Raw genomic sequence first — 4,159 nt, forward strand, 5'->3', positions numbered from 1 at the left:
TCCTTGCGGTAGCCTTCGAGGCGGACCGTCCAGTCGCCCACCTCGTGCAGCACGCCGACGACGGCGTGCGTCGCGCGGGCGACCTCGAGGTCGAGATCCGTGAGGGCGAGCGTTTCGAGCGACGGCGCCTGTCGGTAGAGTCCGCCGGCCAGGCGGAGTTGGGTCCGGTCGGACAGCGCGACCGAGACGTTGACGCGCGGGTCAAAAGACACGGCCCCCAGATCGGCCGCGACGTTGGCGCGGAGACCCGTCTGGGCGACGACGCGGCGGGAGAGCTGCGTCTCGGCCTCGACCCAGGCTCCACCTCGCGCAGCGCGTAGCGACTCGTCGAAGGCCACGGTCTCGGCTGCGGGATCGAGGACGCCGTCGGGCGAGAAGGTGCCCTCCGTCCTCGAGGTCAGGCGCCGGCCTTCGAGGCCCACGCTCCACCGCATCGAACGGCCGACGGAGCGTTGGCCCTCGACGCGCCCGGACAAGGCGCCGTCGCTGGGTGAGATGCGAAGCGACCCCGCGGCCTGCTCCGACCGATACCGCGAGTACCCCGCCGACCCCGTCACCTGCCATCGTGCGATCGGCCCGCGCCATGTCGCCAGCCCCAATCCGCTCCCCGACCTCGAGGTCAGCACGCCCTGGAAAGACGGCTCATCGAGGTTGACACCGACGGCGTCGCGCGTGCCTTGGGCGAGCACCTTGAGGCGGCCCCCGGCTACGTTAGGCCAGGCCGCGACGACGCTAGCGTTCGTCGCCTCGGGGGCGCTCGCAAAGTCGGTACCGTTGCCGTTGACCCAGAACAGCGCGTCCGTAAACGTCTGGTTGGCGGCAAGGCGGACGCCGCCGTCCCCGATGGGAAGGTCTGCCCCGACCGAGGCCGCCGCCAGGCTGAGCGACATCGTTTGAGCCGCCCTCGAGGGCTCGTCTTGGCTGTCGAGAGCGAGCACCGCCGAGAGAGCGTCCCCGTAGCGGGCAGAGAACGCGCCGGTCGAGAAGGCCGTCCCTCTGACCAAGAAGGGCGAGACCGTCCCGAACGTGCCGCCGAGCGGCGTCTCGAAGGCGTACGGCTGCAAGAGCGGCAAGCCGTCGAGCAGGATCTGGGTCTCGGAGACGTCGCCGCCGCGCACGAACAGGCCCGCGCCCTCGTCCACCTGCGTCAGGCCGGCCAGGGTTTGGACGGCCTGGAACAAGTCGGCCGAGGCGCCCGGCGTCGTGACCACGTCGAGCGGCGTCAGGCCGGTCCCGGACTGGGACGTCCCCGCTAGCGCGTCGGCCGAGACGACGGCGCCCTCGAGGTCGAGCAGTTCGGTCAGAAGCCGCAGCGTCACGCGGACGGTGTCGCCCTCAAGATCGAGCCGCGTCCTCGAGGGCGCGTACCCGACGTAGCGCGCCTCGAGGGCTTGGCGGCCTTCGGCGCGTGTCGTGATCGCGAACGAGCCCTGTCCGTTCGTCGCGGCACCGTCCGTGGTGCCGACGACCAGGACGGTCGCGTACGGCAGCGGCTCGCCCTCGCCATCGAGGACGGTCCCGGTCACGACCGTCTGCGCGACGGCGGCCGGGACGAGGAGCAAGAGGATGAGGAGGCGCATCGAGGTCGGGGGTGCAGGGTCTAGCTACGGGACCCCGCCGCGAGCGGACGACCTCGATGGACGAACCGCGTCTCGGCATGACGAGTCGCGGCAGTCGGTGACGAACCGCGGCCTCAATGCGCCGCCCTCGAAGACGTCTCGGTTCGTCTGCTGTCGCTAGACTCGAGGCCGCCTCCTCCCCCGCTCCCAGATGTCCGCATACGAAGGGCTCGGCGTGTTCTACCTCGGCCGCGAGGTCGACCGCGACACCTCCGACGTCACCGACACGCCCGTCCTCTACGACGCCGCCGACCTGACGACGCACGCGTTCATCGTCGGCATGACGGGCTCGGGCAAGACCGGCCTGGGCGTCGGTCTGATCGAGGAGGCCGCCCTCGATGGGATCCCGGTCATCGCGATCGACCCGAAGGGCGACCTGGGCAACCTGGCGCTCCAGTTCCCCACCCTCGAGGCCGGCGACTTCCGACCGTGGATCGACGAGTCGGAGGCGACGCGCGAGGGGATGGCGCCGGACGACCTAGCGGCGCAGACGGCCGAGTCGTGGAGCGAGGGGCTCGCGTCGTGGGACCAATCCCCAGAGCGAATCGCCCGGCTCCAGTCCGCCGCCGACGTCAGGATCTACACGCCGGGCTCGGACGCGGGCCTCCCCGTCTCGGTCCTGGGGTCGCTCGCGCCGCCCGATGCCGAGGCCGGCAGCGAAGCCTTCCGCGACCGCCTCGACGCGACGGTCGGCGGCTTGCTCACGCTCGTCGAGGTCGACGCCGACGCGTCCGGCGGCGAGTCCGTGTTTCTGTCCCAGGTCGTCACGCAGGCGTGGGACGAAGGACGCGTCCTCGAGGTCGCCGACCTGATCCGGGCGTTACTGGATCCGCCGTTCGAGACGCTGGGCGTGATGCCCGTCGACGACTTCTTCCCGGAGCGGTCCCGCAAGGCGTTGGCGATGAAGCTGAACGGGTTGATCGCGTCCCCGAGCTTTCAGGCCTGGACACGAGGAGCGCCGCTCGACGCCGACCGCCTCTTCTATGGGGCCGACGGCAAGCCCCAGGTCTCGGTCATGTCGATCGCGCACCTCGACGACGCCGAGCGTGTCTTCTTCGTCACGCGGCTATTGAGCGAGGTCCTGGCCTGGATGCGCCGCCAGCCCGGCACGGGGTCCCTCCGCGCGATCCTGTACATGGACGAGATCTTCGGCTACCTCCCGCCGAGCGCGAACCCGCCCACAAAGACGCTCCTGCTGACGCTTCTCAAGCAAGCGCGAGCGTTCGGCCTCGGCGTCGTCCTGGCGACCCAGAACCCGGTCGACATGGACTACAAGGCACTCTCCAACTGCGGGACGTGGCTCGTGGGGCGGCTGCAGACCGAGCGCGACAAGAACCGTTTGTTGGACGGCCTGGAGGGCGCCGCGGCCGGCGGGTTCGACCGCGGCGACATGGACCGGCTGCTCTCGGGCATCGGCAAACGTCGGTTTCTGTTGCACAACGTCCACGAATCGGCTCCCACGATCCTGGCGACGCGCTGGGCGATGAGCTACCTCGCCGGTCCGCTGACGCGCGCCCAGATCGGCACCCTCGTGGAGCCGTACAAGACCGCCCTCGAGGGCGAGCCCGAGACGGCAGCACCAGCACCCGCGCCTGCGGCACCGACCTCGAGGCCGGACGACGATGCCAACGACGGACAACGCCCCGACCTCGACGTGCCCCAGGTCGTCCTCGAGGGCGACGCCGACGTTTACGTGCCGATGCTGCTCGCCCGCGCCGAGGTGCCGTTCAAGCGCGCCCGACCGGAGATCGACCACACGGAGACCTACGTGCTGCTGGCCGAGGTCAGAGACGAGCCCGACTGGTCCTCGGCGGATCTGCTGGGCGACCGGCCGGCGACGACCTCGAGGCCGAACGACGGCGCCTCGTTCGCCGAGGTCCCGGCCTCGATGACGAAGGACGGCAGCTACCCGACGTGGGAGCGCTCGCTCAAAAAGTGGCTCCAGACCGAAAGGCCCCTCGAGGTCTTGCGCTCGCCCGAGACCAAGCTGACGAGCGCGCCGGGCGAGGACGAGCGGGCGTTCCGCATCCGGTTGGGGCAGGTGGCCCGGGAGGCGCGCGACGCCCAGAAGGACACGATGCGAGAGACGTACCAGAAGAAGCTCTCGGCGCTCGAGAAGCGGATGGACACGGCTGAGAATGCCATCGACCGGGAAGAGGCGCAGGCGAGCCAGCGCACGACCGACACGCTCGTCCGCGTCGGCACGACGCTGTTGGGCGCGTTCCTCGGCCGCCGCAGTGCGCGGTCGACGCTGAGCCAGGTCGGCGTGACGGCGCGGAGCGCGGGCCGGATGTCGAAGGAGCGCGCCGACGTCGAGCGCGCCCAGAAAAAGCTGGACGACTTGCAGGCCGACTACGCCGACCTGGACGCTCAACTCCAGCGCGAGATGGACGAGATCGACCTCGAGGGCGGGCCGGAGACGAAAGCGTTAGAGACCGTCGAGATCAAGGCCAAGCAGACCGAGATGCACGTCCTCGAGGTCGCGCTCGCCTGGGTCCCGTTCCAGCGCGACGCCGACGGCCGGCTGACGCGGGCGTAGC

At 70.5% G+C, this 4,159-nt stretch carries 2 protein-coding genes; one reads left to right on the top strand and one right to left on the bottom strand.

Translation table 11 applies throughout. From position 1 onward, the window contains the following. Window positions 1–1,580, bottom strand: a 1,580-nt coding sequence (locus tag WBA11_RS14190) for a TonB-dependent receptor (RefSeq protein ID WP_424521325.1), incomplete at its 3' end; no start/stop codon positions are given. A 190-nt stretch (window positions 1,581–1,770) separates the two neighbouring features. On the opposite strand from WBA11_RS14190, the gene WBA11_RS14195 reads away from it, so the two are divergent. Beyond that, window positions 1,771–4,158: an ATP-binding protein gene (locus WBA11_RS14195; RefSeq protein WP_424521326.1), complete on the top strand. Its 2,388-nt coding sequence runs from the start codon at window positions 1,771–1,773 to the stop codon at window positions 4,156–4,158. Window position 4,159: the final 1 nt, after the last annotated feature.

The organism is Rubrivirga sp., from assembly GCF_049648075.1.
Classification (GTDB): domain Bacteria; phylum Bacteroidota; class Rhodothermia; order Rhodothermales; family Rubricoccaceae; genus Rubrivirga.

Coding starts and splice junctions, on each gene's coding strand:
- WBA11_RS14195 (WP_424521326.1), top strand. CDS start 1,771: ATGTCCGCATACGAAGGGCTCGGCGTGTTCTACCTCGGCCGCGAGGTC.